The organism is Roseobacter sp. OBYS 0001 (assembly GCF_019654895.1).
Classification (GTDB): domain Bacteria; phylum Pseudomonadota; class Alphaproteobacteria; order Rhodobacterales; family Rhodobacteraceae; genus Roseobacter; species Roseobacter litoralis.
On the sequence record NZ_BPES01000001.1, the window covers coordinates 909742 to 935584 of the forward strand.

A 25843-nucleotide genomic window follows, 5' to 3' on the forward strand; every position below is an offset into this window, starting at 1 on the left:
TAGATATATATGCGAAAGCAGGCGAAAATCGGTTTCTCGCCTGCTTAAGGTGATCAAGCCCCGACGGCCAGTCGATGCGTGTCGTCTATCTGCGAAGGCTCGGGGTCCCGCAGTACATACCCACGCCCCCAAACCGTTTCGATATAGTTTTCACCATCGGTGGCATTGCTCAGCTTTTTACGCAATTTGCAGATGAACACGTCAATGATCTTGAGTTCCGGTTCATCCATGCCACCATAGAGGTGGTTCAGGAACATTTCTTTGGTAAGTGTCGTACCCTTACGCAGCGACAACAACTCGAGCATCTGATATTCCTTGCCCGTCAAATGCACGGTCTTGTTGTCTACACTGACCGTCTTGGCATCCAGGTTCACCGAAATCAAACCCGTTTCAATCACGGATTGCGAATGTCCTTTTGAGCGGCGGATAATCGCATGAATGCGCGCGACCAACTCTTCGCGGTGGAATGGTTTTGTCAGATAATCGTCTGCGCCAAAGCCGAAGCCTTTGATCTTGTTTTCCGTATCATCTGCGCCCGACAGAATAAGGATTGGCGTTTCTATCCGGGCAAGACGCAATTGACGAAGGACTTCATGTCCGTTCATGTCAGGCAAATCGAGGTCCAGAAGTATCAGATCGTAGTCGTACAACTTGGCAAGATCGATCCCCTCTTCTCCCAAATCTGTTGCATATACATTCAGATTTGCATGTGTCAGCATCAACTCGACACTCTTCGACGTTGTGGGGTCATCTTCCACGAGCAGTACGCGCATATTAATCTCCGCAAAGGCCAATCATTTTATCTTAGCGTTAACCGTGAACTTAAAAGGTTAACTGCACGTTACCGTGATACCAAAAACTAACTTATCAACTTAAGGTTGTCTATATTTTTGTAAAGTTGTTGCTTTTAAGGCATCTTCGCCGTGTTCCGAGACCGCTTTTACCCACTCGTGAAACTCATCTTCACTGATCCGATAGCGCGACAGTGCATCTTTCTGGGGAATCAACCCATATGCGACACCCCGCACGACGGCGGCTTTGCGCGATGCCACCCAACGCCGTGTGGATGCTGGCGGCAGATCCGCCTGCGTCATTACTGTTCCATCCGCAAGGGTGACGGAGCGCGGACCATCGACTTTCTTGAGATACATACACTTACCTATAATCAACTCGTTTGCCACACCTTGACGAATTCACCTTAAAGACCGATGAAGCGCGCTCTTGAGAGTAATTAGGATTTTCCTATATTCCCTCATATATCTCGGAGACTGTGAATGCCCTTGGACCCATCACCGATTCTGAACTCGCTCGGATTCGCAAAACCTCCTGCGCAAACGCGGGTGGTGGTGGCGATGTCCGGTGGTGTGGACAGCTCTGTCGTGGCCGCAATGCTCGCCGAGGAAGGCTACGATGTGGTCGGCGTCACGCTGCAGCTTTATGATCACGGTGCCGCGCTTGCGAAAAAGGGCGCTTGTTGTGCAGGGCTGGATATCCACGATGCGCGGCGCGTTTCTGAGAAAATGGGCTTTCCGCATTATGTTCTGGATTATGAGAACATTTTTAAAGATGCAGTGATCGACGAATTCGCAGAAAGCTATTTGGGCGGCGCGACCCCGGTCCCGTGCATCCGTTGTAACGAGCGCGTCAAATTCAAGGACCTGCTGGAAACCGCAAAGGATCTGGATGCGGACTGCATGGCCACCGGGCACTACATTCAACGCAAATCAGGCCCCTGCGGGGCTGAACTGCATTCTGCAGCCGACGCAAATCGCGATCAGAGTTATTTTCTGTTTTCGACAACACCGGAACAACTCGCATTTCTGAGGTTCCCACTCGGCCACCTGCCGTCGAAGGAAGACACGCGCGCTCTCGCCGAAAAATACGGGTTGAGCGTCGCAAACAAACCGGACAGCCAGGATATCTGCTTTGTGCCAAACGGGGATTATGCAAGTGTGATCCGAAAGCTGCGCCCTGAGGCCGCAGCCCCGGGCAACATCGTAGATGTCGATGGTCGCGTTCTGGCGACGCATGACGGCGTGGTCAATTTCACCATTGGTCAACGGCGCGGTCTGGGTATCGGCGGGCTTGCGACACCTCTATACGTGATCAAACTCGACGCGCAGACGCGGCAGGTTGTGGTTGGTCCAAAATCAATGCTGTCTACACGCACGGTGCCTGTCCGCGAGATCAATTGGCTGGGCGATGAACCACTCCAGTCCCGTGATGAATGGCATTTAGCGGTCAAAGTACGCTCCACCCGCCCCCCAACTGACGCGATTATCCGCCCGATCAGCGAGACTGAAGCAACGGTGGAATTGACCTCGCCGGAGGAAGGCGTTTCACCCGGTCAGGCCTGCGTCTTTTATGACACCGACAGTAGCAGAATTTACGGCGGCGGTTGGATTCACAAGGGTTGAACGCGCGCCGATGCCGCCCGTGAGGGCGGCCCAAATCGTGCCACGCGCAGCGTGTCCTTTGGATTAAATCTCTGTGCGATCAAGAATGGCGCGGGCGGCGCGCAAACCGGGTGCTTCCCCTCCCTGTCCGAGCCGTTCCATGGTGATACCCATGGCATCGATCTGGGCGCGGGGGTTTTGCAGAACGTCATTCAGAGCTTGCCCGATTGCTCCACTTTCACATTTCGGGCCAAGAAACTCCGGAACAACGCGCGTGTCCGACACCAGATTGACCAGCGTCACCGTATCCACCAAAGCCATTGCGCGGATCAACCTGTAACTCAACCAGTGCATGCGATAGGCTACGACCATCGGCGTTCGCGAGGCCGCTAGTTCCAATGAAACGGTCCCGGACGCGGCCAAGGCAATGTCAGCCGCACGAAACGCCGCTCTTTTTACGCTGGCAGCGGCCTCCGGCGTCTTTTCACTTGGATCAAGCACAAGCGCGTTGACGGGCCACCGCGAAACCGCGTCTTTCACCTGTCGCAAGACCGGTCCAGCGGCAGGAACAACAACTCTCAAATTCGGATGCTGCGCCAAAACCGGAGAGACCGCATCGCCGAAAATGCCGGCCAATCGCCCCACTTCCCCCTGTCTAGAGCCGGGTAGGACCATCAAAAGCGGTGCAGATCCGATCCCATATTCTGCCCGAAATGCATCTGCTTCTGGCTGTGTCGCTATGGGTTCGGCAACCACCGGATGACCCACAAAATCGCAGGCCATACCGTGAGGCGTAAAATGTGGAGGCTCAAATGGAAACAGCGCCAACAGGTGATCCACATATTTTGATATCTTGGCCGCGCGACCCGGCCGCCACGCCCAAACGGTCGGGGCGACATAATGGACTGTTCGAATGCTGCTGGATTTCTTCACCAGCTTGGCCACCCGAAAAGAAAAATCGGGCGAATCTATGGTGATCAGAACATCAGGCTTACTCTCGATTACCGCCTGCGCGGTTTCGCGTATGCGCGCTTTCAAGGCGCGGTACTTTGGCAGGATCTCTGCAATCCCCATGACGCTGAGCTCATCCATGGGAAAGCGACTTTCCAGCCCTTCCGCCTGCATCAAGGGTCCGCCGACACCGTCAAATGCGACACCGGGCGACAGTATCTTGAGCCCATCCATCAATGCACCGCCCAGCTTGTCCCCTGACGGTTCGCCCGCGATGATGAACGCCCGTTTCACGCGCTCGCGCGCGACCACAGGACCAGACCTGCTTTATTCGTGCCCGCAATTGTTGCGTCCGGTTCAAGCAGGATCACCTGCCCGGCTTGAATGACCAGGCCCGCCAGACCCGCCTCCGCTGCCGCTTGCACCGTGTCAGGACCGATGGTGGGCAAATCCGCGCGCACGTCCTGTCCCATTTTGGGCGCCTTCACAAGAACCGCGCGCGCCCCGCGCACCCCGGTCGGAAGGCTTGTCAACAAATGATCCGTACCGCCAATGGTCTCAATGCCCCAAACCTGCCCCTGCCCGACAACGCAGCCCTGCCCCACGTCTACGGGCGACAGCGCTTTCAAAACCGCATCCGCGCGCGCGATATCCGCCCGCATGGCCGCATCCGGCTGCGCATCGCTCAGAACCCCCTCCGGGGCGAGAATATCGGGCGCAAGAACATGCGCTGCCGCAATCTCAAACCCCTGTTGCTCAAACAGCGCCATAACCGCGCGCAGGGCTGCATCATCCCCCGCGCCCATGGCCTGCATCAATGTCGGCACAAGTGGCAGGGTTGCACCGTCAAGCGCCGCCGGATCAAAAGGCGGACGCTCGATCGCGCCGCAAAAGCACACCGCCGTGACGCCACGCTCCCGAAGCTGCGCCATGAAGGAGCCAAGATGCTCAAGCCGAAAGGTGATATCCGCCATGAGGCCCTCCGGGGCGAAACCATCCAGCACGCAGATCAGCGGCTGTGTGCTCTGAGCGGCCGCAATACGCGCCGGAAGCCCACCCCGTCCTGTTACAAGCGCCAGCATCAGCTTGGCGTCAGGAAATGACGATCACTGTCGGATGTGATGAAATCCACAATCTCACGCACATATACGCTCGAGGTTTCATCTTTGAGACGCCGTGCACGGCTCTGGAATGTGCCCTCGCCCTGCGCCAGCATCTGAAAGGCCGCGCGCAACGCTGTGATATCCGCGCGTTCCACACCGCGACGCTTGAGGCCGACCAGATTCAAACCATCCAGTTCACCGCGCGGGGCCTGCACCAGACCATAAGGGATCACGTCATTCGTCACCATGGTCACCGCCCCAATGATTGCGCCCCGACCGATACGCACAAACTGATGCACACCGGATAAACCACCGACGATCACGTCATCCTCAAGGACGCAATGCCCGGCAATGGCCACCGAATTGACCAAAATAACGCGATTACCGATCACGGCATCATGTGCCACATGGCATCCCGCCATGAACAGCCCGTCATCCCCGATACGCGTCACCCCACCGCCGCCCTCTGTGCCGCAATTGATGGTGACATGTTCACGAATGCGGTTACGCTGCCCAATCACCAGCCGCGTCGCCTCGCCCTTGAATTTCAGATCCTGAGGGATTTCACCAACGACCGCGAAGGGGAAAATGACCGTTTCATCCCCGATCGTCGTCTGTCCAGTGACCACCACATGGCTTTTCAACTCCACACCGGCAGAAAGAGTTACTTGCGATCCGACCAGACAAAACGGGCCAACCTTGGCCGTTGGATCAATCTGCGCACCGGGTTCAATGACAGCGCTGGGGTGAATGTTGCTCATCAACAATCAGCCCATGTCCATCATGGCCGTAAACTCCACTTCGGCGGCCATTTCACCCTCAACAGATGCAACACCGCCAAAGCGCCAGACTTTTCCACCGGGTTTGCCGCGCAGGGTGTTCAACCGCATCTCAAGCACATCACCGGGGATGACCTTGCGGCGAAACTTGGCTTTGTCGATGGCCATGAAATACACTTTCATTTCTTTATCCGCCATTTCCAGCGTCACACCCACCATGACCGCAGCGGTTTGCGCCATGGCCTCTACGATGGTGACGCCGGGCATGATTGGCATTCCCGGGAAATGGCCCTGAAAATGCGGCTCATTCATGGTGACATTCTTGATGCCCAATGCGGACGACGTTCCATCGATCTCAACCACCTTATCCACCAACAAAAAGGGGTAACGATGAGGTAGAATACGTTGGATGAGCTGAATATCCGCACTGGCCATACTGGTCGACATCTCAGAGGTCCTTTAATCTTCAAGGGCTTGGCGCCTTGCCTAGCAACTCTGGCGTGCTGGAGCAAGGTCGGCAGTTTTGCTTATTGTTGTTCTGGCGCGAATTCCACGCCATTTAGCACCACGTTCAGCCGGTTTATTGCGATCTGGGTGATGTCCACCGCGTTTGAGCTGATGAAAATAGACCGCCGCTCCAGAACCACGGCGGCGCCCGCCTCGCGCATCAGCTGCTCCAGCACAGGGGCCGCTGCATTCAGAAACATCACACGTCTGCTTTCCAGCTCGCTGTTCAATTCGCGGTTCTTTGCTTCTTGCGTACGCCGGGTTTCCTGTACTTTCTGATCGAAAGCATCGGCCAAGGTTCTGAATTCGATTGGCGTCATCGTCGCGCGCAAGGCCGTCAAATCTTTCTCCTCTGCCTCAAGCGCTTCTTCGATACTACGGTTTTCAGATGCCAGTGCGGCACCGCGTTTTTCGAATTCCTCGATGGTCTGGCGTCCAAACCGGCTGTCTTCAAACAGCGTATCAGAATCGATGGTCAGAATAGGGCTCTCAATTGGCGCGCGCACCAGCGGTTGAGCCTGCGCAGACACAGCACAGAATACTGCAAGCGCCAAACCGTGGACAAGGGGGCGCAGAGGCATCACGGATCAGAAGGTTGTATTAACGGTGACTTCGAACGTCTGCTCGCGGTCAAAGTCTTCCTTGCGGATTGCATCGGAAAAATTGAACCGCAGCGGGCCCACGGGCGTTTCCCACAGAATTGAGACGCCAATAACGTGGCGGAACGATCCGCTTTCCCCAACAACATTTCCGCCGCTCAAGTTAACGTCATTCAGATCCCACAGGTTACCCACATCATAAAACAGGCCGCCCGTGATTCCGTATTCCTCGGGTAAACCGACTGGAAACTCCGCTTCAAAGCGGGCCGTAACGTAGAGGTTACCGCCCAAGGGGTCTTCGTTGGACTCAGACAAGTCGCGTGGTCCGATGCCGCCCGGCTCAAAGCCACGGATCGTGTTCGTGGACAACAGGAACCTGTCAACGGCCCGGTTGGCACCGCTTTGGTAGTTCAAGGCCCCACCCTCAAGTGTCGCGCGCAGTGTCACATCTTCGTTGAAGACTTTACGTTCGCCGACAGCTTTCGCGCTGGTGCGAATAAAGGTGTTGTCGCCGCCGACACCCGCGAAATCCTGTCCAAATTCAAAGAGATACCCTGCATTTGGGTCAAGCCCGGTTGTGCGCGAATCGTATATATATCGGTACCCGATGGAGCTGTTGACCAATTCACCCTCATCAATGTCCCGGCCAATGATCGGGCCATTGTCGGAATCGCTGCCACGATCTTTCATCTCGGACTGATCGTATTTGTAATTTAGTTCGAGACGAGAATTGGCCCCAACCGGAAAACTGAGCGATGGTGTTAGCACTGCGCGCTCTGTGTCGTATGTCACAGTCGAGCTTGTGCTTTCAGAGATGTCCAGCCGCAGCCCAAAGCCAACATCTCGTCCCAGAAATGCCGGTTCGAAAAAGTTGACCCGGTAAAGCTGATCATCTGCCGCCGTTGACAGGCTCAGGCCCAGCCGCTGGCCCCGTCCCAGGAAGTTCCGCTCCGTAAACTGAATCGCAAAGCCGATACCATCGTTGGTCGAGAAGGACGCACCAAAAGACAATGACCCCGTCGGTTGCTCTTCGACATCCACATCGATAATCACCTGATCCGGTGATGACCCTTCGCGCGCGTTCACATCTGCCACGGTGAAAAAACCGAGCGCACGGATGCGTTCAGCGGATTCCCGGATTTCGCGAGGGTTGAAAGGATCGCCCTCCACACTGTTGAACTGTCGACGGATAACCTGATCCAGCGTCGTCGTGTTGCCTTCGATGTCGATCCGCTCGACAAAGACCCTCGGGCCCCGGTTCAGCACATATTCAACATTGATCGTGAGGTTGCGTTCATCGCGCGTGATGCGCGGCTCAACCCGCATGAAATCGACGCCATCAATGATCGCCTGACGCTCCATTCTGGCAATATCTGCTTCGATCAGCGTGGGCGAATAGACCACGCCGCTGCGCGTCTTGACGGTTTCACGGTATAAGTCGCTGTCGGCTTCGGCCAGTTCACTTGCGACGGTAATCTCGCCGACCCGGAACTGCTGACCTTCCTGCACGTCGAACACAAGGAAGTAACCATCGCGTTCTTCGGTCAGCTCCGCGTTGACCGAATTTGTGCGGAAATCAACGTAGCCACGCGACAGATAGAAGTCGCGCAAAATCTGCCTGTCAAACTCGATCCGGTCCTCGACCAGCGTATCACTGCGCACAAAGGCGCGGAACAACCCGGCCTGCTTTGTTTCAAGAACGCGGCGCAGACGTCGGTCGGAATAGACACGATTTCCCGTAAAGCTGAGGCGTTCAATCTCGATATTGTCGCCCTCAAAAATCTCGAAAATCAAATCGACACGGTTGTCGGAGCGGCGGATGATTGTCGGCGTCACTCTGGCGGCAATCCGTCCCTCTGATGCATAGGCATCAGCGATCAGGGCCGCGTCGCGCTCTGCTTGCGCGGGATTGAACACCCTACGCTCATTGGAATTGATGGCGGCGGCAAGCGTTTCGTCGCCGATCCGTGCATTGCCTTCAAAGTTGATCCGGTTGATCGTCGGATATTCCACAACCGTGATGTTGAGCGAATTCCCTCGTGGCTCAAAATCAACACTTTCAAAAAGCCCCGAGGCCACAAGCCTCTGCAGGCCCGCATTGAGTTCGCCGGCTGAAATGCTCTGTCCTGGAACGATTCCAGCGCGGGACAGGATCGCGGAATCCCCAATACGAGCATTACCCTCGATGTTTACCGAGTTGATTTCAATCTGTTGCGCCAGTGCTACCCCAGTCGGGGCAATCCAAGCCGCTGATATCGCCAGACAAAAGACCCCGGCCTGCAATGGTTTGGTGAAAGTGCGGCGCGTCGCGCCCTGCACGCTTTGCGCGTCGGTTTTGCCCGGTTTCATGATCTGCCTCGACCCTCAGAATTTTATTGTTTCCTGAGTACCGATTTTAGCCCCACTTGTCAAAACCATGTGGGTCATATTTGCAAATCTACTAGATACGGAGGCAGACGACAAATCGGTCGGCGCAACCGGCCGCCTGCGCGCCTCTACGCGATCAATGTGGTCAGCCAAGCACCAATGCCCAGCGACAACGTCACTGTCGACACATAAAGCACCCGATCCCAGTTCAAATCACACAGCAGGCTCAGCCCGCGATATCCACGTTGTAGGCTCTGCATAGGACGTCCTCACTTGTTTTGTGGGCCCTGTGTAGCAGCGGAATGTGGCATGATTTTGATCAATTCAGGCACGAATAGGGCCGCCCGCCAACTTCTTTCACCTCAAGGACAGAAGAGATCATTGCCAAGCGCAAAGAGCATTAACGTAAGCACCGTTGCCAGCCCAAAGGTCATCAGAACGCGCAGGGCCTTGTCACTGGGCGGTTTGCCCGCCACCGCTTCATAGGCGTAAAACACAAGGTGCCCCCCATCCAGTGCAGGCACAGGAAACAGGTTCAGCAGCCCCACGGCAGTGCTCAACACGGCAATGAACCAGATGAAACTCTCGGCTCCTTGGCTGGCCATCGCCCCTGAAGTCTGCGCGATCCCGATGGGCCCGCTCAGGTTACATGTACTGATCGCGCCGGTGATCATATGGCCCAAACCAGACAGCGAGCCGTTGATGATGCGCCACGTCTGGCTCACGCCGCCCGAAACGGCTTCAAAAATACCGGGCCGCTGTGTAGCGGGTTCAAAAGCCAGGCCCCCGGCAATGCCGATCCGCCACTGCGTTGCAAAGCCCCCGTCATTTTGTGGCTCATCAACACGTTTGGGTGTCATGGACATTTCCAACATCTCACCCGCACGCCAGACGGTCAGGTCCAGCGTTGCGCCCTCTCCGCCTTCAACAGCATTTTTCAGCTCGTCAAAGGCATAGATCGGAGTGCCATTGATAGCGCTGATCACATCCCCCTGCGCCATGCCTGCACGCATCGCAGCACTTTGAGGTGTCAGTGAATTGACCAGAGGCGGCAGCATATATGGACCATCGACCGTGACAGTGCGCCCGTCCCGCAGAACGTCATAGGTCAGCACCGGCTCAAACGGCAGAGCTTCAATAAAGGCGCGGTAGGCATCCCGGTCTTCGGTACTGGGCATATCAATGCCATTTATCCCGAGAATTTCATCGCCCGATTGCAGGCCGACCGCTTCAACAGGCAACGGCCTCATTTCGCCGACAGTCAACGGATCACGCGCAACACCGCTGGTCAGCAACACTGCCGCAAAGATGAGGATAGACAACGCGAAATTAAAGACCGGGCCCGCCGCCACGGTCGCCGTGCGCGCCCACAGAGGAGCGCCATGCATTGTCGCACGAAGGCGCACGGGGTCATGTTCAACCTCAGCCATTGCCGCGTCGTCCTTACCGGATGCCGCGTCAGCATCGCCTGCAAATTTAACGTAACCTCCAAAAGGAAGTGCTGCGATCTGCCACCGGGTGCCCCGCTTGTCCGTGCGCGCAAAAACCACAGGCCCGAACCCGATGGAAAACACATCCGCATGAATGCCGGACCAGCGCCCGACGATGTAATGGCCATACTCATGGATCGCCACGATGACCGACAAGGCCAGAATGAAAGCCGCAATCGTCCAGATCAACCCGCCGAACTGCGGGATCAAGGTCATAATATCCAAATTCAGCCTGCTCTCTTATTGATAGATGCCTGTGCTTCTATACGGGCGAGATGGTCTATCTGCGCGACGTTATCAAGGGTCATGGTGGCGTTAATATGATCGGGTTCGCCTGTTAGCTTGGTCAGGACGTCCTCAACAATGCCTGCCATCTCTGTAAATCGCAGGCGTCCATCAATAAATCCGTCGAGCGCGATCTCTTTTGACGCGTTGAAAATCGCGCCCGCCATGCCGCCCGTTTCCATCACCTCGCGGGCAAGGCGCAACGCGGGCCATCGCTGTTCGCAGGGCGCACGAAACGTCAATTGCCCGATCGCGGCCAGATCAAGGCGTTCGACCGGCAATTCTTTGCGCTTGGGCCAATGCAGGGCAAAACCAATCGCGTGGCGCATATCATGCGGCCCGACATGGGCCATCAAGGCGCCATCGCGAAACCCCACCATGGCGTGGATGAGCGATTCAGGATGCACCAGCGCCTCGATACTTGAAGATTCAACGCCAAAGAATTCTTTTGTTTCAATAAGCTCCATGGCTTTGTTAAACATGGATGCGGAATCGATGGTGATCCGCTGTCCCATGTCCCAGTTCGGGTGGCTCGACGCCTCAGCCAGCGTGGCGCTCGCCAGCTTTTCGATAGGCCAATCGCGAAATGCCCCGCCACTTGCCGTGATGATAATGCGTTCGACAGAGGCGATATCTTCACCGGTCAATGCTTGAAAAACAGCCGAATGTTCGCTGTCCACCGGCAAGAGCCGCGCCTTGTTCGCCTGCGCCGTTTTCAGCATCAACGCCCCGGCACAGACCAGCGACTCCTTGTTGGCCAGCGCGAGCGTCGCGCCTTGTTCCAGCGCTCTGAGGCCCGGCGCCAATCCGGCGGCCCCCACAATCGCGGACATCACCCAATCGGCGGGTCGACCCGCCGCTTCATCCAGCGCTTTGGCCCCTGCAGCAGCCTCCACGCCCGAGCCATCAAGCGCCGCGCGCAAATCAGGCAGCAGCTCTTCATGCGCCGTGACCGCGATATCCGCCTCGAGACGCCGGGCATCATGGGCCAGTTGCTTGATATTGCGCGCACCGGTTAGTGCTATGACATCGTACGCCTCAGGATCCCGCGCGATCAGATCAATCGTGTTTTGCCCAATCGACCCCGTTGCCCCAAATATACTGACGCTGCGCATGACCTTGTCACCCAATTCCCGGCGGGAAGCCAATGAACGGTCCAATGATCAAAAGGAAAACCGCTGCCCCCAGCATCCCATCGAACCGGTCAAGCAGTCCGCCATGACCGGGGATCAGGCTGGAACTGTCCTTGATGCCGACGCGCCGCTTTATGGCGCTTTCCGCGATGTCGCCCATCTGGCTGGCCATGGAGACCGCAACAGATACCCCGATCAACTGGGCACCGGCACCTGTTGTGGCAAAAAAGTACCCACCGACCGCAGCCGCCCCGACCCATCCAAAAGCGGTACCCGCCCATGTTTTCTTGGGACTGACCCGCGGCCAGAATTTCGGTCCGCCAATCATCCGTCCAGCAAAATACCCGACGACATCCGTGGCAACAACAACCAGTACAAGCCACAGCATCCAGCCAAAGCCCAGATCACCCCGGACCGACATCATGCCAAAGCCCGCCAAGAGAACCAATACGGTAAACACCATATAGAGCGCTCGGTTTTGCGTCAGCTGTCCAAAACCAACCAGCGCAGGCGCAATCAGGATCGGCAGCGCGAACCCCACCGGCAGATAAATTGATGCCCCAGCCACCGCGCCACCCAGAAGCCCGAGCTGAACAGCAAGGCTCCTGTTCTGGGGCTGTAACATGCGTACCAGTTCCCAGATCATCAGGCCACAAATCAGGGCGACCAGCGCGTGGAACACATGTCCACCCATCCAGATCCCCCACAGACCAACAAGAACCATCGCGGCACTTGAGGTGAGGCGGACTGCCAGATCAGCCCATTTTTCGGTCTTCGCCTTCATGACAGGCTATGCCTTCGCGCCGCCATAGCGCCGCTCACGCCCGCCGTAGGCCGCACAGACTTCTTCGAATTCATTGCGCGTAAAGTCCGGCCAGAGCGTGTCGATAAATTCGTACTCCGAATAGGCCGACTGCCATAGCAGGAAATTGGATATCCGCGCTTCCCCACTTGTGCGGATCACAAGATCCGGGTCCGGCAGGACATAGGTGTCAAGATACTTTGGCAGCGTTTCCTCATCCACATCCTGTGGTTTGAGTATGCCGTTGGCCACATCCTGCGCCAGTCTTTTGGTTGCGCGCGCAACCTCGTCACGCCCGCCGTAATTGATCGCGATGGTCAGATGCATATTGGTGTTTCCGGCCGTCGCGTTTTCCAGCTCGGTCATGAGCCGTGCAAGTGTGCTGTCAAGCCGGGTGCGGTCACCGATGAAACGCACCCTGACGCCATAGGTATTCAGCTCGCGGGTCTCACGCATGATGTAGCGCTTGAACAGGCTCATCAGCCCGGCCACTTCCGCCTGCGTCCGCTTCCAGTTTTCGGTCGAAAAGGCAAATATCGTGAGGTATTTCACGCCAACGGAGGGGCACGCTTCAACAATTTCGCGCACGCGTCGCGCGCCCGCATGATGGCCGAAAAGACGTGGGCGCCCGCGTTGCGTGGCCCACCTGCCATTTCCATCCATTATTATCGCAACATGTCGCGGGCATCCGGGGACCTGATTGAGTTCGGGCTGTCTTTCGGGCTCGATGACTAATTCCTCCGAACACGTATGCCCTGAGGCCACCGCGCTCCGTTTATCTTACTTCTGTGCCCTCTTGTGACACAACTTCTGTCGCCATGACTACTGAAAATCGTTAAAATCGCCTTTAACGCCGCCACAAACAGGCCACGTTTCGGAATGAAAGGCCGTATCTTTATACATTCTGCGGCATGTATTTACCATCGCCCCTCAGACTTGCATGATTTCCGACTGCTTTGAGGCCAGTTGTTCGTCGATGCCTTTTATGTAGCGATCTGTGATCTCTTGGACCTCGCCTTCCCAGATTTTCTGATCGTCTTCGGACATGCCATCCGCTTTGGCTTTCTTGATCTGGTCCATACCGTCACGACGTATATTGCGAATGGAAACACGCGCATGTTCGGCGTATTGCCCGGCAACTTTGCTCAATTCGCGGCGGCGCTCTTCATTCAACTCAGGGATCGGCAACATGATGATCGTGCCATTCAACTGCGGGTTAATGCCAAGACCGCTTTCACGGATTGCCTTTTCGACTTTCCCGACCAGCCCCTTATCCCAGACGTTGATGGTGACCATGCGCGGTTCCGGCACGTTGACGGTGCCCACCTGATTGATCGGAGTGCGCTGGCCATAGGCATCCACCATCACCGGCTCCAGCATCGAGGCGGACGCCCGCCCGGTCCGCAAGGATGCGAATTCCGTCTTCAAAGATGATATCGCACCATCCATCCGGCGCTCGATATCGTCTGTGTCCAGCATGAAGTCTTCTGACATCGGTCACTGCCCTTTCGTACTTTTGGGGAGTTATAATCTGCTCGGGTGCTAAGTGTACAGCGCTGCTGTCAACCGGGATTGAAGCGCGGGCCCGGCTAGTCCTGTACCCGCGTGTAGGTACCCTCGCCCGCCAGAATACCGCGAAAACCGCCCGGTTCATCCAACGAGAATACGATGATCGGCAGGTTGTTGTCCCGCGCCAGCGCGATGGCAGAGGCATCCATTACACCCAGTCGTTTTGCCAGAACATCATCATAGGAGACGGTGTCATAGCGCTTGGCATCCGCAAACTTTGCAGGGTCCTTGTCATAGACCCCATCCACCTTGGTGCCCTTGAAAATGGCCTCACACGACATCTCGTTGGCGCGCAACGTGGCCGCCGTGTCCGTCGTGAAATAGGGATTCCCGGTGCCCGCCGCAAAGATACAGACACGTTTTTTCTCAAGGTGGCGCACGGCGCGGCGGCGGATGTAGGGCTCAGCGACCTCGTTCATCGTGATGGCTGAAATGACCCGCGTGTGAATACCCAGTCCCTCAAGTGAAGACTGCATCGCCAGCGCGTTCATCACTGTTGCAAGCATCCCCATGTAATCGGCGGTTGTCCGCTCCATCCCCTGCGCCGAACCTTGCAGCCCGCGAAAGATATTGCCACCCCCGATCACCATGCAGATCTCGACACCCAGTGCGTGGACAGACTGCACCTCGCGCGCAATACGTTCGACAGTGGGCGGATGTAGCCCAAATCCTTGATCCCCCATCAACGCTTCCCCCGAGATTTTAAGCATAACGCGCTTAAAGGCGGCCTGAGGTTCGGGCGTTGTCATGGGCGGCTCCTGATTGGTGATTTGTCTTTGTGCGCAAAATGTCCCAAAAACGCGGGAACTGCAATGCACCGAGCTTTCAAGGGCGCGTAAAAAATGAACGAACGCCTCGTTTTGAACCATCAAACCGTGATGGACCGGTTGGTGCCAGACAAACCCGTGCTGATTGCCGGACCGACAGCCTCCGGCAAATCCGCGCTGGCCTTGCGGATTGCCGCCGAACAAGGAGGGGTGATCGTGAATGCGGATGCCAGTCAGGTCTATGCGTGCTGGCGGGTTTTGACAGCGCGTCCGTCGCGCGAAGAGGAACGCCAGAGCCCTCACGCGCTATATGGCCATCTGGATGCCACGGTGCGCTATTCCGCGGGACATTGGTTGCGCGATGTAACCTCTTACCTGTCCGGCGGTGCGCGTCCTATCATCGTGGGGGGCACGGGGTTGTATTTTGCGGCGCTGACGCAGGGCTTGGCTGATATTCCACCGACGCCGCCAGACATTCGGGCGCGTGGGGATCGTCTGGAATTGTCCGAGATGTTGGCCGCGCTGGATGATCAAACTAGAAATAGGATCGACAGTGCGAACCGGGCGCGGGTGCAACGCGCGTGGGAAGTCATGACCGCAACCGGGCGCGGATTAGGCGCATGGCAGGAAGAAACCGGCCCTCCTGCCCTGACGCTCACAGCGGCGCAACCCATCGTTTTCGATGTGGACAAAGAGGTGTTGAACGCGCGCATCGAACGCCGCTTTGATCTGATGCTGGCGGCGGGCGCATTGGACGAGGCGCGCCGCGTCCTGCCGGATTATGATCCCACGCTGCCCGCGCACCGGGCCATTGGCGCACCGGAGTTGATCGCACATCTAAACGGCCAGCTTTCTCTGGATGAAGCGCGAACAGCCGCCATCACAGCAACACGTCAATACGCCAAACGACAGCGCACCTGGTTTCGCTCAAAAATGCGGCAATGGTCCGCTTATGTGCCCTGAAACACGCTCTGTCACTTTCAAAAAAGGAACCGAGGCGCGGTTTGCTTGGGAAAAACTGGCCGCTCAATTGACACTTTTCAACTCTTGCGCGAAAATCAGGAATGATTGCTGATCTGAGAATTCAAACCTTATCACAGCTTTCGGCTGGGCATGAGTGGCGGCTTTCACTGCCGCACGATCGGCCTGAGCAGCTGCTCATCTGGGTTACACGCGGACAAGGTCGATTGCTGCTGGATGGTCAGCGGCGGGGGATTGGCGCGCATAACGCCATTCTGGTCCCGGCACGGCACCTTTTCGCGCTTGACCTTGGCAGACAAGCGGTCGGTCAGGTTGTGATCCTGCCCGATGGCTCGACACTGGATTTTCCGCAAACACCGTCGCAACTGCGCATTCGGGATGGCAGCGCAATGGGAGAGTTGACTGCGCTGATCGAAAGTGCGGCGCGGGAACAGCAAACTGCCCGCCCCCTGATGGAGGCCGCACTCAGTGCGCATGGCACCCTGATCTCAATCTGGCTGCAACGCCAACTTGCGCTTGAAGAACATATCGCACCGCGTCCGAATGCAGCCGCACGCCTGACTTCGGCTTACGCGTCCCGCATCACGCAACACTTCCATCAGCCGATGACGATGGCAGACCACGCGGAAGCGCTGCAGGTGACGCCAACCCACCTCACGCGTGCATGCAAGGCTGCAACCGGCAGAACGGCTGCAGAACTTCTGACCGACCGCATTTTATATGAGGCGCGCCAGTTGCTGACGAATACTTCTGTTCCAGCGCAGGATATCGCCCGTTTTCTCGGGTTTGGCAGTGCCGCGTATTTCACACGCTTCATGGTGCATCACACCCGGTCAACGCCCTCCGCCCTGCGGCGCGCCGCCACAAAACCCAAAGACGCCGCCTGAACCTGTTTCACTGCTGAGCAATGGGCTTCAAACCACCTGTCTCATTTACGACGCGAGATATGTCGCAAATTTACCATTTTTGGGCGCTGGCTTCCATTGACGCGCCCCCCAAACTCATGCCTCATGCACGAGTAAATATAAAAACAGGCAAAAAATTGCTTGAAAACCGGTGCGGCCCACGCGCCACATCCTGACAACAGGGGTATTAATGGGACTATTCATACTCAGACGGTTGGGCGTGATGTTGCTGACGGCACTCTGCCTCACCTTCATCGTGTTCTGGCTGACAAATCTCTATCCGAACCTCGAAAAACTGGCGAAGACACAAGGCAATTTCCGGATGTCGGACGAGGCTGTGACAAGCTATCTCGACAAGAACGGCTACCTTCAGCCCCTGCCCGTCAAATTCGGTCAGTGGCTGGGCGTTCTGCCCGGTTGGACCCACGAAGAAGACGGCATGATCACCGGGCGCTGCTTTGCCGCGGACACGCCTGAAGCCGAACGCCCGAGTTTCTGTGGGGTGCTGCAGGGGGACTGGGGTTCCTCAACGGTATTCAAGGATGAGGTGGGCAGCATTGTCGCCACGAGGCTGGCGCTGACAGGCAAACTGATGTTTGCGGTCATGCTGGTGATGGTGCCCATGGCGCTGATTGTGGGGGTTCTGGCGGGGATGCGCGAAGGATCAAAACTTGATCGATCCCTCTCTACCTTTTCAATCGCCTCGACAGCGACACCGGAATATGTCTCGGGGGTCATCTTCATTGCCGTTTTCGCCTCCTCCGCCTTTGGGCTGAAATGGTTCAAAGGCTCGGCCACTTCTGCGATGGAAAATGCCACGTTTGAAAATTTCACCCTGCCGGTCGTCACTATTTCCTTATACGGCATGGGCTATATTGCGCGGATGACGCGGGCTTCGATGACCGAAGTCATGACGGCACAATACATCCGAACCGCACGGCTCAAGGGGGTAAAATTCTCTGACATCGTGCTCAAACACGCGCTGCGCAACGCGTTGATTGCGCCCTTCACGGTGATCATGCTGCAATTTCCATGGCTGCTGAACGGGGTCGTCATCGTCGAGACCTTGTTCAACTACAAGGGGTTTGGGTGGTTGCTGGTGCAGGCGGCGTCTAACAACGACATCGAATTGCTGCTCGCCGTTTCTGTTGTTTCTGTTTTCGTGGTTCTGGTCACGCAGTTGATATCCGATATCGGCTACGTTTACCTCAACCCACGCATTCGCATCACTTAAGGGGGGCTGGTCATGGAAGAACTTTCCTGGGGCAGTATCATTGTCCGCATGGTCATTCAGCTTATGCCGGTTTGGGTCTCGCTGATTTCCCTTTTTACCATTTCGATCGTGTATAAACGCAGGCTTGGCCTTTATGGCAAACTGTTTGACAGCACGATTGGCATGATCGGTTTCGCACTCGTTATGTTCTGGGTTTTCGTCGGCGTCTTTGGCGGCCCCTTCGATTTGCTGGTCACGCATAATCCGCTTGATCAGGTTTCCGGGATGAAGAACAAAATCCCCGGAACACCCATGCGTGGCGCGGAGGATGGCGAATATGCCTATTTCCTGCTGGGCGGCGACAACCTTGCGCGCGATGTCTTTAGCCGGATCATCAAGGGCGCGTGGATCGTGGTGCAGATCGCCCCTATTGCCACGCTATTCGCCTTTATGGTCGGGATCACGCTGGGTCTGCCCGCAGGCTACTATGGTGGCCGTCTGGACACGGTGTTGTCGTTTCTGGCGAACCTGATCCTCGCCTTTCCGGTGATCCTGCTGTTCTACCTTCTGGTAACGCCAGAGATCGTCCTGACAGGAATCCCCAACTACATGGCGCTGTTCCTGTTCATCTTTCCACTGGTCTTTGTGTGTATTCTGCTCAACTCGCGGTACTACACGCAGCCGAAGATCAGAACGCCGCTGCTGATTGGCGTGTTGGGGCTTTTGGGGTGGTTGTATCTGTCACTGGTGTCTTCGGATGGCGCCGTCGTTGCCACACCGTCCTATTCGATACCCGGGCTACCGGCGTTTCTCGATCTGTTTGACATCGACGCGGGTATTCTCGTGGTCTTTGTCTCGGTCGTCTTTGTGAACTCGCCCACCGTTTTTCGGATCGTGCGCGGCCTTGCGATGGACATCAAGACACGCGACTACGTAGCCGCCGCACAGACGCGCGGTGAAGGCCCGTGGTACATCATGCTATGGGAAATCCTGCCCAACGCACGGGGTCCTCTGATCGTCGATTTCTGCCTGCGCATTGGCTACACGACCATTTTGCTCGGCACATTAGGGTTCTTTGGTCTGGGTCTTGCGTCGGAAAGCCCGGATTGGGGCAGCACGATCAACGCAGGGCGCCGCTTGCTGGCGCTTTACCCGCATGCGGCAATCGCACCTGCGGTTGCACTGCTGACCCTCGTGCTGGGCCTGAACCTGCTGGCGGATGGCCTGCGCGAGGAAAGCTTGCGCGACTGATGAGCGGTTGCGGGGGGAGCGCCCCCGCCCCGAATAAAAGACGATGAGCCGCACTTTAAGGTTCACTCCAACAAGGAGACCAAAATGCCAAAGCCTGACTACAGCGGTCCAATTCTAGAGATAGACAAGCTATCAATATCGTTTTTCACGCGGTTGCGGGAAATCCCGGCTGTCATGGATTTTTCCGTGCATGTGCAACCCGGCGAGGCCGTGGGCCTTGTGGGTGAATCCGGCTGCGGTAAATCCACTGTGGCCTTGGGGGTCATGCAGGATTTGGGCAAGAATGGCCGCGTCGTTGGCGGGTCCATCAAGTTCAAAGGCCGCGACCTTGGAGAGATGAACGATGAAGAGTTGCGCGGCATTCGCGGCTCAGAAATCGCAATGATCTATCAGGAACCGATGGCCTCTCTGAACCCGGCGATGAAGATTGGCAGGCAGTTGATGGAAGTGCCGATGATCCATCAGGGCGCCTCGGAAAAGGATGCGTTTGATCGTGCTTTGCAGGTTGTGACCGACGTAAAGCTGCCGGACCCGAAGCGGATATTGAATTCCTATCCGCATCAACTCTCGGGAGGGCAGCAGCAACGCATCGTCATAGCGATGGCCCTGATGTCAGAGCCGTCTTTGTTGATCCTTGATGAGCCGACCACGGCGCTGGATGTGACTGTCGAGGCGGCCATAGTCGCCTTGGTCAAGGATCTGGGGCGCAAATACGGCACCTCGATGCTGTTCATCAGCCACAACCTCGGGCTGGTGCTGGAAACCTGCGACCGCATCTGCGTCATGTACTCCGGTGAGGCGGTCGAACGCGGCTCAATCGAAGACGTCTTTGACCGGATGCAGCACCCGTATACGCAGGCCCTGTTCCGGTCTATCCCGCTGCCGGGGGCAGATAAAAACGCGCGCCCGCTTGTGGCAATCCCCGGCAACTTCCCCCTGCCCCATGAACGGCCCAATGGCTGCAACTTTGGCCCGCGCTGCGATTATTTCGAACAAGGTCGCTGTGATCAGGGAACGCTGCTAATGGAAGAGGTGGAAGGCCATGACCGTCATGCCACGCGCTGCCTGAAGTTCAGAGAAATCGACTGGGATGCGCCGCTGGAACTGGCCGAGGTCAAGACCAAGGGCGAGATCGGCGATGTTGTCCTGAAGATAGACAACCTCAAGAAATACTATGAGGTTGCCGCCAATGCGATCTTTGGCGGCGGCGACAAAAAGGTCGTCAAAGCCAATGAAACGCTGACCTTTGAGGCACGCGAGTCCGAGACGCTGGCCATTGTTGGCGAATCCGGCTGTGGCAAATCCACCTTTGCCAAGGTGCTGATGGGGCTTGAGACTGCAACCGAAGGGTCAATCACCCTAGGGAACAAACCCATCCACGACGTCCCCATCGAAGAACGCGATACGCAAACCGTCGCCGACATTCAGATGGTATTTCAAAACCCGTTTGATACACTCAACCCGTCCATGACGATCGGGCGCCAGATCATCCGCGCGCTAGAAATCTTCGGCATCGGGGAAAACGAACGCGACCGGACAGAACGGATGCTCAAGCTGCTCGATCTGGTGAAATTGCCACGCGAGTTCGCCAACCGGATGCCCCGCCAGTTGTCGGGCGGACAAAAGCAGCGCGTGGGGATTGCCCGTGCCTTTGCCGGTGACGCGCGCATTGTGGTGGCGGATGAGCCGGTGTCTGCCCTCGATGTGTCAGTGCAGGCGGCGGTGACTGATCTGCTGATGGAAATCCAGCGCGAGCATAAAACCACGCTGCTGTTCATCAGCCACGATTTGTCCATCGTGCGCTACCTCAGCGACCGGGTGATGGTCATGTATCTGGGCCATGTCGTTGAGCTTGGCACCACCGATCAGGTCTTCTCGCCCCCCTACCACCCCTATACCGAAGCGCTGCTTTCTGCGGTGCCGATTGCGGACACCAGCGTCAAGAAAAAGCACATCGTGCTGGAAGGCGATATCCCCTCGGCGATGAACCCACCCTCGGGCTGTCCGTTTCAGACGCGCTGTGGCTGGAAATCACAAGTGCCCGGTGGTCTGTGTGAACAAGAGGTGCCTCCCGTGCGGACTTTGCCCGGCAACCACCAGCTCAAATGTCATCTGAGTGACGCACAGCTTGCCAGCATGGAGCCCGTAATCGAAGTCGGCGTTGCCGCAGAATAAGCGCGCGACGCAACAATCAACCGCCTGTGATAATCCTGACGTAATTCTGTGTTTCTTTATAAGGCGGAATGCCGCCGTGGCGTTTTACGGCATTAGGGCCCGCATTATACGCGGCCAGCGCAAGACGCCATGATTTGAAACGATCAAACTGTTGACGAAGATACCGCGCGCCCCCTTCCAGGTTTTCCTGCGGCACCAGCGGATCAACACGCAGTGATCGCGCCGTTGCAGGCATCAGCTGCGCCAGACCCAGCGCGCCCTTGTGTGATTTGGCCGTCGGGTTCCAGCCGGATTCCTGTTGGACAAGCCGCAAAAACAGATCCTCCGGAATGCGGTGTTTGCGTGCCGCTGAGCGCGCCATTTCCAGAAATTCGCCCCGATAAGCGCCGGTATACTGCGGCAGGTTCCACTTGCTCGGCGTGATGACCGAGGGTGGCTGTAATCGCACGGAGTTTTTGTACTGCCCCGCCGCACGGCTATCCAGCACACTGGTTTGCGAGTCAAAGAGCTTACTGCGGTTTTTTGTGGAAACAGTCTGCGCCTGAGCCACTTGCACGGCAAAAATGAAGATCGCGGACGAAACCAAAACAGATTTCAGCATAGATGGCTACTCAACCTTCTTCCAATTGCGCAGAACATATCAAATTATCTTTCTTTTGCCAGTCCTTACGGGTTCATTGATATTGGGCCGTTTCATCCAACCGTTTACCATGGTTTAACCCGCGCGAAACAATTATGATTTTACAAAATTTTTCTGCGTTAAGATTCGGAAAACCACCGATCAGCGCAGAGCCATAATAACGAGCAAAAAAAGGGGGCATCATGGCCGGCTCTGTGAACAAAGTAATCCTCATCGGTAATCTGGGACGCGATCCGGAAGTGCGCAGTTTTCAGAATGGAGGCAAAGTCTGCAACCTGCGAATTGCCACCTCCGAGACGTGGAAGGACAAAAATACCGGCGAGCGGAAAGAACGCACCGAATGGCATTCGGTAGCAATTTTTTCCGAACCTCTGGTGCGTGTCGCAGAACAATATCTGCGCAAAGGTTCAAAGATCTACGTCGAGGGGCAACTCGAAACGCGCAAATGGCAGGATCAATCCGGACAGGACAAATATTCCACGGAAGTCGTTCTTAGGCCTTATACCTCTACTCTCACGATGCTTGACAGTCGTGATGGCGGCGGCGGTAGTTCCGGCGGCGGTGGCGGCGGCGGTGCGGACCGCATGGGTTACGACGACCGGGGCGGCGATAGTTACGGCGGCGGCGCAAGCAACACGCCAAGCCCGGCACCGTCGCGTGATCTGGACGATGAAATCCCGTTCTGACACGAAGGCTCTTTGTCGGGCCTGATACCAACTTAAAGGGCAACTGTCGGTCGGTTTGTTGAGTGAGGTGTCATGGCGCGACAATTACCCGCGCAGAGCGAAGTGTTACATCCAACAATCACCGGGACATGATTGGGCATGCGTAGCTCGTAAGATGCGCGTGGTCGACCAGGAAGCCCACGCGCCCAAACTATTGGGGTGCGATAACGTAAAACCACGCCTTTCCTCTGCGAGGTAACAGGCGGTTTATCGACCCACATCACGGGTCCCACAAAAGGCCATCTAACCGGTGGCCTTTTTGGTTGTCTCAACGCCAGAAAACACTACGCAAACACTTGCGCTCTGGTCCGTTCAAAAATGTCTGGAGATAAAATGGTGCGGGTGAAGGGACTCGAACCCCCACGCCATAGGCGCCAGAACCTAAATCTGGTGCGTCTACCAATTCCGCCACACCCGCACGAGACCGCTTTCGCAAGTCTTCGCGACCTACTAGCAAACCTCAGGGCGAGTGGCGAGACCGAAAATACAAAGTCGGCGTTAAAGCTTTAGTATCAAATTTTAGAGATATTGCGCCCATGGAATTCGCAAAGGGTGCATCAATGACGCATAAAACGGTCGATCGATCTGAACAGGACAATCGCCCCGCCGCTGCCTTGGTATCAGGGTTGGAAAGACCGCTTTCGCTGTGGGAAAAGCCCGGGTTCGTGCATGGCGCGCGCATTTTGACAATGAAAGGCGCGCGCAGGGTCGAACACCTTCGTCCCGGCGATCATGTCATTACCCGAGGCAATGGCGCAGTGCCTGTCCACCTTATCGAACAAAGAAGCATGGTTGTTCCAGCTGTCTATATTGTCGCCGGGTCACTGGGCCATCATCAACCCGATCTGGACAGCCTCCTGCCCGCCTCGCAGACGGTTTTATTAAGGGATTGGCGCGCCCATGCTTTTGCAGGTGCCGAGGAAACAATGGTCAGGATCGACAGGTTGGTTGATGGGGAATATGTCAGAGACATCGGGTTGCAGACCCTGACCCTCTATAGTGTGTTCTGTGCCGCGCCACAGGTTCTTTACGCGGATGGCATGGAATTGGGCACTGCGGATATAATGGCGTATGAGAACGCGCTGACTTAAACGAGCAGTTTTCGTAAAACCTTGGGCAAGACCGCTGGCAAATCCTCTGCAATCAATCCAGGGCCGAATGTGATTGCACATTCCACATGTAACCAGACCGCGGCTTTCGCGGCTTCCAAAGGCGTAAAACCCCGCGCCATCAGGCCGGTAATGAAGCCTGCCAATACATCCCCAGACCCCGCCGTCGCCAGCCAGGGGGCCGCGCGCGCGCCAGTGGCCTGATGCAAGTACACATGCCCGTTTTGATCCGCGACCAGCGTGTTTTCACCTTTTGCAATCACAATACAGCCCATGTCATGTGCGGCATTGATCGTCACCTCGGCGCGCTTGTCGATAGACGCAGCGAAGGCTTCAGCGGATGTGTCCGGGAACAGCCGGGCAAACTCTCCCGCGTGGGGCGTCAAAACGCAAGCTGGATGTAAAAGAGTGCACAGCTCCCGGTTCATGGCGAGCAAAGTGATTGCATCAGCGTCAAGCACTGTTGCACGCTTTGCCGCCAGAATTTCCTCAATCAGGCCGATTTGGGCGGACGAAGTTCCAAACCCCGGCCCAACACAGAGCGCCGATATCCGCTTGTCCGACAGAGCTATTTCCAAATCATGCGGCGTTTTGATTTTTCTGACCATCAAGGCAGAAATATGTGCCGCGACTTCGGAAATCGCTGCTGGCGGTGTGCCAATGCTCACCACCCCTGCTCCGATCCGCAAAGCGGCCATGGCTGCAAGCCTTGCAGCTCCGGTTCTGCCGACGCCGCCGGAAAGAACCAACGCATGTCCGTGATCGAACTTATGCCCTTGTTTTTTCTGCAGTAAATCAAGCGGCAGATTGGATCTATTCATAATACTGATGGCCATCACATGTCCCGAACTCCGTCACAAGAATATAGAGATACGGATCAAAGGCCAATGTCTTGGACCATGACCTCGCCGCAAAAAGACAGACCATTTTGATGCGCCTGTTTGAGTCTGTGAAAGGTAACTGTGAGGTCTGCTGGAAATACAGACCAATCAGCAGCCTCAAGCGGGCCGTTCTCCCCCAGACCCGAGGGGACATCAACGGCCACGAAATATGCCTCATGCCTGTTTGCATGACAGGTCGCAAGGATGGGATGCAACCCGCTCAGCGGTCTGTTCAGGCCAATGCCAAACAGCGCATCCACGATGACATCCACCTCGCCATTCCCAAAAGCTTCGTCTCCAAAGCGCTCCGCTTCGGCGGGCAACACGGACGGAAAAGAAATGCGCTGCGTGCATTCGGGGGCCAGATCAACCCAACTGTCATGGTTCGCGCGGGCATCCCGCGGCATCTTTTCCGGATGGGCATAGAGGTAGACACGCACCTGCCAACCCAGCTCGAACAACAAACGTGCGATCACGAATCCATCGCCGCCATTGTTACCGGGACCACACAGAATAACGGCGCGGTGTTCACCTGTCGCAAGCTCAGCTTTACTGGAAAACAGCGCGTCAATCACGCTTTGACCGGCCCGCTCCATCAACTCCAGACCAGTCACAGCGCCCGAGTTGAATGCAGCGGTCTCCAAGGCGCGCATTTGTGAAGCCGTAAGGATATCGGGCATGGAAAACCTCCAAGAGATTCAGTTTCGCCTATTTTTTATGCACCAAGCCAAAATGTTGGGCGGCATTGGTGGATTCTTGCATGCTTTGTTGGCCTAATCAGGTCTATGCATGGACCGTCTTATATCAAGATGATCTGAGACTTTCTGGAAACCGATAAGGGAGGCCCCCAATGAAAAAGATCGAGGCAGTCATTAAACCGTTCAAATTGGACGAAGTCAAAGAAGCGCTGCAAGAAGTCGGCGTACAAGGTCTGTCCGTCATCGAGGTCAAAGGGTTCGGTCGCCAGAAGGGCCACACCGAATTATATCGCGGCGCCGAATATGTTGTCGATTTTCTTCCAAAGGTCAAAATCGAGATTGTTCTGGACGATGACATGGTGGAGAGCGCCATTGAAGCAATCGTTTCCGCCGCAAAGACAGAAAAGATCGGCGACGGAAAGATCTTTGTGACGCCCGTTGAACAAACCATCCGCATCCGCACCGGCGAAACAGGCTCAGACGCGCTCTGAGCCAGAAGCGGCCCCAAACAACCATT

Annotated in this window: 27 protein-coding genes and 1 tRNA gene; 9 read left to right on the forward strand and 19 right to left on the reverse strand. The window is 56.4% G+C overall.

Annotation, left to right across the window (positions count from 1 at the left end; all coding sequences use genetic code 11):
• Positions 1 to 53 precede the first annotated feature (53 nt).
• Both ctrA and K5Q35_RS04410 read right to left on the reverse strand, forming a co-directional pair.
• Positions 54 to 773, reverse strand: a complete 720-nt coding sequence (gene ctrA / locus K5Q35_RS04405) for a response regulator transcription factor CtrA (protein WP_013961871.1) — start codon at positions 771 to 773, stop codon at positions 54 to 56.
• Between the two features lie 99 nt (positions 774 to 872).
• Entirely contained in the window at positions 873 to 1151 is a 279-nt protein-coding gene (locus K5Q35_RS04410; protein ID WP_013961872.1) for a DUF1153 domain-containing protein, read from the reverse strand.
• 123 nt (positions 1152 to 1274) lie between these two features.
• Here K5Q35_RS04410 and mnmA point away from each other — a divergent pair, with 123 nt between their 5' ends.
• A complete protein-coding gene (mnmA, locus tag K5Q35_RS04415; protein WP_220798571.1) occupies positions 1275 to 2417 on the forward strand; it encodes a tRNA 2-thiouridine(34) synthase MnmA in 1143 nt (380 codons plus the stop codon).
• 63 nt (positions 2418 to 2480) lie between these two features.
• On the opposite strand, the gene lpxB is transcribed toward mnmA, so the two are convergent.
• The 13 genes from lpxB to pyrH form a co-directional block, all read right to left on the reverse strand.
• Positions 2481 to 3659: a lipid-A-disaccharide synthase gene (lpxB, locus tag K5Q35_RS04420; RefSeq protein WP_220798572.1), complete on the reverse strand. Its 1179-nt coding sequence runs from the start codon at positions 3657 to 3659 to the stop codon at positions 2481 to 2483.
• Positions 3638 to 4429 (reverse strand): LpxI family protein, encoded by a 792-nt coding sequence (locus tag K5Q35_RS04425; protein ID WP_220798573.1) that lies wholly within the window; start codon positions 4427 to 4429, stop codon positions 3638 to 3640. The genes lpxB and K5Q35_RS04425 overlap by 22 nt, the downstream gene beginning before the upstream one ends.
• Positions 4429 to 5211 carry an acyl-ACP--UDP-N-acetylglucosamine O-acyltransferase gene (lpxA, locus tag K5Q35_RS04430; RefSeq protein WP_220798574.1) on the reverse strand — a complete coding sequence of 261 codons (783 nt, stop codon included), beginning with the start codon at positions 5209 to 5211 and terminating at the stop codon, positions 4429 to 4431. Before lpxA ends, K5Q35_RS04425 begins: the two co-directional genes overlap by 1 nt.
• 6 nt (positions 5212 to 5217) lie before the next feature.
• Entirely contained in the window at positions 5218 to 5676 is a 459-nt protein-coding gene (gene fabZ, locus K5Q35_RS04435; protein ID WP_013961877.1) for a 3-hydroxyacyl-ACP dehydratase FabZ, read from the reverse strand.
• A gap of 80 nt (positions 5677 to 5756) precedes the next feature.
• Positions 5757 to 6317: an OmpH family outer membrane protein gene (locus K5Q35_RS04440; RefSeq protein ID WP_220798575.1), complete on the reverse strand. Its 561-nt coding sequence runs from the start codon at positions 6315 to 6317 to the stop codon at positions 5757 to 5759.
• A gap of 6 nt (positions 6318 to 6323) precedes the next feature.
• Positions 6324 to 8684, reverse strand: coding sequence for an outer membrane protein assembly factor BamA (bamA, locus tag K5Q35_RS04445; RefSeq protein WP_220798576.1), 2361 nt, complete (start codon positions 8682 to 8684; stop codon positions 6324 to 6326).
• 146 nt (positions 8685 to 8830) lie between these two features.
• Positions 8831 to 8962 carry a hypothetical protein gene (locus K5Q35_RS22610; RefSeq protein WP_259650453.1) on the reverse strand — a complete coding sequence of 44 codons (132 nt, stop codon included), beginning with the start codon at positions 8960 to 8962 and terminating at the stop codon, positions 8831 to 8833.
• A gap of 102 nt (positions 8963 to 9064) precedes the next feature.
• Positions 9065 to 10408 (reverse strand): RIP metalloprotease RseP, encoded by a 1344-nt coding sequence (gene rseP / locus K5Q35_RS04450; RefSeq protein ID WP_220798759.1) that lies wholly within the window; start codon positions 10406 to 10408, stop codon positions 9065 to 9067.
• An 11-nt stretch (positions 10409 to 10419) separates the two neighbouring features.
• Positions 10420 to 11592, reverse strand: a complete 1173-nt coding sequence (gene dxr, locus K5Q35_RS04455) for a 1-deoxy-D-xylulose-5-phosphate reductoisomerase (protein WP_220798577.1) — start codon at positions 11590 to 11592, stop codon at positions 10420 to 10422.
• A gap of 7 nt (positions 11593 to 11599) precedes the next feature.
• A complete protein-coding gene (locus tag K5Q35_RS04460) occupies positions 11600 to 12394 on the reverse strand; it encodes a phosphatidate cytidylyltransferase (RefSeq protein WP_220798578.1) in 795 nt (264 codons plus the stop codon).
• 6 nt (positions 12395 to 12400) lie between these two features.
• Positions 12401 to 13141: an isoprenyl transferase gene (locus tag K5Q35_RS04465; RefSeq protein WP_083825450.1), complete on the reverse strand. Its 741-nt coding sequence runs from the start codon at positions 13139 to 13141 to the stop codon at positions 12401 to 12403.
• Positions 13142 to 13342: 201 nt separating this feature from the next.
• Complete coding sequence (gene frr, locus K5Q35_RS04470) at positions 13343 to 13906, reverse strand: ribosome recycling factor (protein WP_013961884.1); 564 nt, start codon at positions 13904 to 13906, stop codon at positions 13343 to 13345.
• Positions 13907 to 14001: 95 nt separating this feature from the next.
• Positions 14002 to 14730: a UMP kinase gene (gene pyrH / locus K5Q35_RS04475; RefSeq protein WP_013961885.1), complete on the reverse strand. Its 729-nt coding sequence runs from the start codon at positions 14728 to 14730 to the stop codon at positions 14002 to 14004.
• Between the two features lie 93 nt (positions 14731 to 14823).
• On the opposite strand from pyrH, the gene miaA reads away from it, so the two are divergent.
• The 5 genes from miaA to K5Q35_RS04500 all read left to right on the forward strand — a co-directional run bounded on the left by miaA (position 14824) and on the right by K5Q35_RS04500 (position 21273).
• Complete coding sequence (gene miaA, locus K5Q35_RS04480) at positions 14824 to 15711, forward strand: tRNA (adenosine(37)-N6)-dimethylallyltransferase MiaA (RefSeq protein ID WP_220798579.1); 888 nt, start codon at positions 14824 to 14826, stop codon at positions 15709 to 15711.
• Positions 15712 to 15812: 101 nt separating this feature from the next.
• Entirely contained in the window at positions 15813 to 16616 is an 804-nt protein-coding gene (locus K5Q35_RS04485; protein ID WP_220798580.1) for an AraC family transcriptional regulator, read from the forward strand.
• 208 nt (positions 16617 to 16824) lie between these two features.
• Positions 16825 to 17868 (forward strand): ABC transporter permease, encoded by a 1044-nt coding sequence (locus tag K5Q35_RS04490; RefSeq protein ID WP_013961888.1) that lies wholly within the window; start codon positions 16825 to 16827, stop codon positions 17866 to 17868.
• Between the two features lie 12 nt (positions 17869 to 17880).
• Entirely contained in the window at positions 17881 to 19098 is a 1218-nt protein-coding gene (locus tag K5Q35_RS04495) for an ABC transporter permease (protein ID WP_220798581.1), read from the forward strand.
• Between the two features lie 84 nt (positions 19099 to 19182).
• Positions 19183 to 21273 (forward strand): ABC transporter ATP-binding protein, encoded by a 2091-nt coding sequence (locus tag K5Q35_RS04500; RefSeq protein ID WP_013961890.1) that lies wholly within the window; start codon positions 19183 to 19185, stop codon positions 21271 to 21273.
• Between the two features lie 16 nt (positions 21274 to 21289).
• On the opposite strand, the gene K5Q35_RS04505 is transcribed toward K5Q35_RS04500, so the two are convergent.
• Positions 21290 to 21874, reverse strand: a complete 585-nt coding sequence (locus K5Q35_RS04505; protein ID WP_220798582.1) for a lytic transglycosylase domain-containing protein — start codon at positions 21872 to 21874, stop codon at positions 21290 to 21292.
• A gap of 221 nt (positions 21875 to 22095) precedes the next feature.
• On the opposite strand from K5Q35_RS04505, the gene ssb reads away from it, so the two are divergent.
• Positions 22096 to 22599, forward strand: a complete 504-nt coding sequence (ssb, locus tag K5Q35_RS04510) for a single-stranded DNA-binding protein (protein ID WP_013961893.1) — start codon at positions 22096 to 22098, stop codon at positions 22597 to 22599.
• A gap of 373 nt (positions 22600 to 22972) precedes the next feature.
• Here the strand turns inward: ssb and K5Q35_RS04515 are convergent.
• A tRNA-Leu gene (locus K5Q35_RS04515) sits at positions 22973 to 23056 on the reverse strand.
• 142 nt (positions 23057 to 23198) lie between these two features.
• Here K5Q35_RS04515 and K5Q35_RS04520 point away from each other — a divergent pair.
• On the forward strand, positions 23199 to 23729 hold the full coding sequence (locus K5Q35_RS04520) for a Hint domain-containing protein (protein ID WP_220798583.1): 531 nt from the start codon (positions 23199 to 23201) through the stop codon (positions 23727 to 23729).
• Here K5Q35_RS04520 and K5Q35_RS04525 read toward each other — a convergent pair.
• Together K5Q35_RS04525 and K5Q35_RS04530 are read right to left on the reverse strand one after the other, a co-directional pair.
• On the reverse strand, positions 23726 to 24568 hold the full coding sequence (locus K5Q35_RS04525; RefSeq protein ID WP_259650454.1) for an NAD(P)H-hydrate dehydratase: 843 nt from the start codon (positions 24566 to 24568) through the stop codon (positions 23726 to 23728). The genes K5Q35_RS04520 and K5Q35_RS04525 overlap by 4 nt on opposite strands.
• Before the next feature lie 56 nt (positions 24569 to 24624).
• A complete protein-coding gene (locus K5Q35_RS04530; protein WP_220798585.1) occupies positions 24625 to 25308 on the reverse strand; it encodes an NAD(P)H-hydrate epimerase in 684 nt (227 codons plus the stop codon).
• A gap of 170 nt (positions 25309 to 25478) precedes the next feature.
• Here K5Q35_RS04530 and K5Q35_RS04535 point away from each other — a divergent pair, with 170 nt between their 5' ends.
• Positions 25479 to 25817 (forward strand): P-II family nitrogen regulator, encoded by a 339-nt coding sequence (locus tag K5Q35_RS04535; RefSeq protein WP_011568744.1) that lies wholly within the window; start codon positions 25479 to 25481, stop codon positions 25815 to 25817.
• Positions 25818 to 25843: the final 26 nt, after the last annotated feature.